Annotated in this window: 6 protein-coding genes; all 6 read right to left on the bottom strand. The window is 69.1% G+C overall.

The window, feature by feature from the left end:
* Positions 1-62: 62 nt before the first annotated feature.
* Positions 63-1283 carry a cytochrome P450 gene (locus QK444_RS32555; RefSeq protein ID WP_039817822.1) on the bottom strand — a complete coding sequence of 407 codons (1221 nt, stop codon included), beginning with the start codon at positions 1281-1283 and terminating at the stop codon, positions 63-65.
* Positions 1280-2560: a cytochrome P450 gene (locus tag QK444_RS32550; RefSeq protein ID WP_282785896.1), complete on the bottom strand. Its 1281-nt coding sequence runs from the start codon at positions 2558-2560 to the stop codon at positions 1280-1282. The genes QK444_RS32555 and QK444_RS32550 overlap by 4 nt, the downstream gene beginning before the upstream one ends.
* Positions 2557-3141: an ATP/GTP-binding protein gene (locus QK444_RS32545; RefSeq protein WP_282785897.1), complete on the bottom strand. Its 585-nt coding sequence runs from the start codon at positions 3139-3141 to the stop codon at positions 2557-2559. The genes QK444_RS32550 and QK444_RS32545 overlap by 4 nt, the downstream gene beginning before the upstream one ends.
* 28 nt (positions 3142-3169) lie before the next feature.
* Positions 3170-3541 (bottom strand): DUF742 domain-containing protein, encoded by a 372-nt coding sequence (locus QK444_RS32540; RefSeq protein WP_282785895.1) that lies wholly within the window; start codon positions 3539-3541, stop codon positions 3170-3172.
* Positions 3538-3951 carry a roadblock/LC7 domain-containing protein gene (locus tag QK444_RS32535; protein WP_282785894.1) on the bottom strand — a complete coding sequence of 138 codons (414 nt, stop codon included), beginning with the start codon at positions 3949-3951 and terminating at the stop codon, positions 3538-3540. The genes QK444_RS32540 and QK444_RS32535 overlap by 4 nt, the downstream gene beginning before the upstream one ends.
* Positions 3948-4778 (bottom strand): ATP-binding protein (locus QK444_RS32530; RefSeq protein ID WP_282785893.1); only part of this gene is annotated, 831 nt, incomplete at its 5' end. The genes QK444_RS32535 and QK444_RS32530, both read right to left, overlap by 4 nt.

Here is a 4778-nt window from a genome sequence, read left to right as displayed (position 1 = left end):
CCCACCCCCCCCCTAACCAGGGCGGGGGCCCCCCCCCCGCGGGGGCGCCCCGCCGGAGAGGGTCAGCTCACGTGGACCGGGAAGGACGCCAGATCGTTCTGGGTGAGCACGGGCAGATTGCCGATCTCCTCCACCGGCACCGCCAGCCGCAGCTCGGGGAACCGCTCGAACAGCGCGGGTAGTGCGATGGCGGCCTCCATGCGGGCCAGGGCCGCGCCGGGGCAGATGTGCGGACCGTAACCGAAGGAGATATTGCGGTGGGCGGTCGGCCGGGTGATGTCGAATTCGTCGGCGTCCGCACCGTGCACGGCGGTGTCGCGGCCGATGGCCCGATACGACATGACGACGCCCTCACCCTTCTCGATGACCGTGTCACCGACGGTGATGTCCTCGGTGGCGAAGCGCATCAGCAGGTGGATGACCGGCCCGTCCCAGCGCAGGGTCTCCTCGATGGCGTTGCGCCATTCGTAGTCACCCGAGCGGATCTTGTCGAGCTGTTCCGGCCGGGTGAGCAGTGCGCGCACGGCGGCGAGAATCAGGCTGACGGTGGTTTCGTGGCCCGCGGCGACCAGGGCCTTGAGATTGCCCACCACCTCTTCCTCGGTGAGCGGTTCACCGCCCTCGTCGGCCTGGATGAAGGCGCTGGTGAGATCGTCGGTCGGGTCGGCCGTCTTGGCCCGCACCATCTTCAGGTAGTAGACGTCCAGCTCTTCGAGCAGCCGTAGTCGCTCCTCGTGCGGTGTCAGCATGGAGAAGAACGCCTTGTACGACTCCAGCAGATACCCGTGGTCTGCCTTGTCGACGCCCATGAGCTCGCTGACCACCCGCATGGGCAGCGGATACGCGAAGACCTGCTTGAGATCCACGACCGCGCCGTCCTTGCCCGCCGCCTCCAGATCGTCGAGCAGTTCGGCGACGAACCGTTCGATCATGGGCCGCAGGGCCTCCAGCCGCCGCGGGCTCAGCGCCTGGGTGGTCTTGATGCGCAGGCGGCGGTGCTCCGCGCCGTCGACGGTGAACATGGAGCGTCCCGCGTCGATCATGCCGATCAGCGGCCACTGCCGGGTGACGACACCGGAATTCCACAGTCCCCAGGCATTGATGTCCTTGACCAGGCGGCTGTCGACCAGCAGCTGGCGGGCGACGCTGTGATCGGTGACCGTCCAGGCGGTGGCGCCCAGCAGGTCGATGCGGGCCAGCGGCCCGGCCGCGCGCAACCGGTCGGTCTCCCCGGCCAGATCACCGATCATGGGGTCGATGGCGATGGGGCATTGACTACTCACGAGAAACCTCCGACAGCACGAACAGGAGTGAAAACCACGGGAAGAGAAGTCATCCCGCGCAGAAACGGCGAGGGTCGCCGCATCAGGTTCTGCGGCGGCACCGCCAAGTCGACATCGGGCAACCGATCGAGCAGTACCTCGATTCCGGTGCGCGCGATGACCTCGGCGATCTGCTGCGCCGGATACGGGCACCGGTATTCGCCGTAACTGAACGCGAAGTGCGCGCTGTTGCCGAGATAGGCCGAGCCCGGTCCATCCGAAATGCCCTGTCGCACATGAGGGTCAGTGTTGGCCGCGCCCAGACCGAGCAGCAGCAGATCCCCGGACCGCACCGTCTTGTCCGCCAGCCGGGTGTCCCGGGCCGCCCAGCGTCCCGCGAGGATCTGCGTCGGAGTGTCCTCCCACAGCGCCTCGTTCATGGCCTGGCCGACACTGCTGCGTCCGCCGCCGAACGCCGCCGCGAACCGGTCGTCGGTGAGCATGAGCCGCAGCGAGTTCACCAGCCAGTCGGCGGTGGTCAGATGTCCGGCGGCCAGGATGGCCTGGAGATCGAGGGTGTACTCCTCGGCGGTGAACGGCTCGGGGTGCGCCAGCATCATCGACACCAGATCACCGGCCGGATGCTGCTGCTTGACCGCCACCAGATTCGCCATGGCCTGGTTGAAGCGCCCGTACGCCGCCTGCGCCTCGGCACCGCTGTCGGCGATGTGCTTCATGATGGTCGCGAGTTCCAGCGCCTCGCTGTCCGGGAAGCCCATGATGCGCGCCAAGGCCAGCACCGGCAGCGGTTCGGCGAAGTCGGCGACCATGTCGGCCTCGCCGCGCCCGCAGAACGAGTCGATCAGCCGATCCGCCAATTCCTCACAGGTGGCGCGCAATTCGAACGGATTGACCGACTCCAGCGCGGGTTCCACCATGGCGACGTGCCGCCGGTGCTCGGCACCGGCGGTGAAGTAGATGGACGGCATGGGCGAGCCGACCATGGGCAGCAGCGGCCAGTCCGGCGGGATATTCGGCCACTGGTTCCACAGCGCGACATTGCGTGGAAACAGCTCCGCGTCGCTGGTCACCTGATGCAGTTCGCGGTAGCCGATCACCAGCCAGGCCGGAATGCCGCCCGGCAGTTCGACAGCCACCACCGGCCCGTGCTCGCGCCGCATCTCCGCGTAGAGCCGGAACGGATCGGTGTGGAAGCGCGGGCCGCTCAGCGGCACGGCGGAATCACGGTGCACCGGGCACCCGCCGGAACGCTCCGGCACGAGGTCGGGCGAGGTCATGAGGCGGTCTCCGGGGTGAGGTCGGGACGCCGAGCGGCCTCGGCGTAGAGGTGCTCGACGAGGGTGATCAGCACCCGCTTGCTGGACTCGCGCGAGCGGGCGTCGCAATTCAGCAGCGGCACAGCGGGATCCAGGTCGAGGGCGTCGCGCACGTCGCCGGGCATGTGCGGATGTCCGCCGAAATCGTTGCACGCCACCACGAACGGGGTGCGCTGATGTTCGAGCCGGTCGATGGCGTACCAGCAGTCGGCGATCCGACGCGGATCCACCAGCACGATGGCGCCCAGCGCGCCGGTGAACAGCCGGTCCCACAGGAACCAGAACCGTTCCTGTCCCGGCGCGCCGAACAGGTACAGCACATGTTCCGCGTCGATGGTGATGCGGCCGAAGTCGAAGGCCACGGTGGTGGTCGACTTCCCCGGCACGCCACCGGGATCGTCCACGCCCACACCGGCATCGGTCATGGTGGCCTCGGTGTCCAGGGGACGGATCTCGCTGACGGAACGCACCAGCGTGGTCTTGCCGACCCCGAAACCGCCGACGATGACGATCTTCAGCCCTTGGCGGGCGGTGCTGTGCAAGGGGGCGTCGGCGCGGGCGGGTCGGGGGTCAAAGCTTGCGGAGTCCAACGAGTACCTTCTCGAGGGTGGTGGCATCCGGCACCGCGGTCCACGGCGAGCCGGGGATGGCCGTGCCGGTGTGCGGGTGGCGTACGGTGATCCGGCCCGCGTGCAGCAGGTCCGACAGCAGGATGGTGGCGATTCCGACCGGGATGCGCAGCTCCGCCGCGATTTCCACCACGGCGGTCGGCGCCGTGCACATGCGCAGGATGGCCGCGTGCTCGGATTGCATTCCCGGCGTCGGATCGCATTCGCTCACAACGAGAGTTACGAGATCGAAGGCGTCGGAGTCGGGTCTGCTCCGGCCCCCCGTCAGCGTGTAGAGCCGATCGGGGGAGTCGTCGCGGCCGGGTCTGCTCACGGCAGGCTCGTTCCCCCGCGCGGTGCCGCCGCGAGATGCTCGCCGAGTTGTTCGACCAGCTCGCGCATATTGTGGCCGACCAGCCCGGCATCGGCGTCCTCGGCCGCGATCACCGCGATGTGCGCGCCCATACCGGCTTCCACGATGAACAGGATGCCGCCGTAGAACTCGGTCATGGACTGGCGCACGCCGCTGTGCCCCGCCCCGAATTCCACCGACGCCCCGTGCGAGAGGCTCTGGATGCCCGCCGCGATGGCGGCCAGTTGATCGGCCTTGTCGACGCCGAGTTCCGGGGTGTGACAGATTTTCAGCCCGTCGCTGGACAGCAGCAGCGCGTGCCTGGTGCGCGGGGTGCGGCCGAGTAGCTGTTCGAGCAGCCAGCCGAGTTGTGCGGGCGCGGACGTTGTCATCGATCGGCCTCCAGGACGGGGGAAGTGGTTGCGGTATCTCCGTTCTCGCGCCCGGTCACGGCGCGCTGGAAGGCTCCCAGCGACGACGGTGACGACGGGGCGGGCGGGACCGCGGCGGATGTCGGAGTGGACAGACCCTCGGGGTGCACCGCGGCCAGGGTGCTGCCCCGGCGGCGCTTGGGGAGTGCCGGTTCGGGGACGGCCGGTGTGATCGCGTGATTCTCACCGGTGCTGTCGGATCGACCGGTGAGTTCCCGCGGTGTCTCGGCGATGGCCGCGGCGATGGTGGACAGTGTGCGGGGCGCCGGTTCCACCCGGGTGGTGAGGTCGCGCGGCACCACGACGACCACCGCGGTGCCGCCGATGGCCGACGGCCGGTACGAGACGGTGAGCCCGTGCTTGCGCGCGAGATGGCCCACCACCGCGAGCCCGAGGCGAGTGCCGGTGAGCGAGGACAGATCCGCGCGCGCGTCGCGCCCGTCGGTTCCCGATACCGCCGCCTCGGCGCGGCGCAGTGCGGATTCGCTCATCACGAGTCCGCTGTCCTCGATGGTGATCACCACGCCCGCGGGCACCTCGGCGGCGTAGACGTGCACCTCCGTGGTGGGCGGGGAGAAGTTGCAGGCGTTGTCGAGCAGTTCGGCGAGTGCGTGCATCACGCCCTCGGCCGCGTGCCCGGCGATGGCGATCTCGGCGATGGCGCGCAGCCGGACCCGCTGATACCCCGCGACACGCCCCATGGCCCCGCGCAGAATCGATTCCATGGCAATGGGTTTGGCCCAGCGACGTCCCGAGCGTGCCCCGCTGAGTACCGCGATGCTGTCGGC

It is taken from the genome of Nocardia sp. CC201C, from assembly GCF_030010695.1.
Taxonomy (GTDB): Bacteria; Actinomycetota; Actinomycetes; order Mycobacteriales; family Mycobacteriaceae; genus Nocardia; species Nocardia otitidiscaviarum.
This window is presented reverse-complemented; position numbering and strand designations above follow the sequence as displayed.

What these genes read in the sequence shown, in the direction of transcription:
- QK444_RS32535 (WP_282785894.1), bottom strand. Translation starts at nt 3,951, where the DNA reads ATGACAACGTCCGCGCCCGCACAACTCGGCTGGCTGCTCGAACAGCTA.
- QK444_RS32550 (WP_282785896.1), bottom strand. Translation starts at nt 2,560, where the DNA reads ATGACCTCGCCCGACCTCGTGCCGGAGCGTTCCGGCGGGTGCCCGGTG.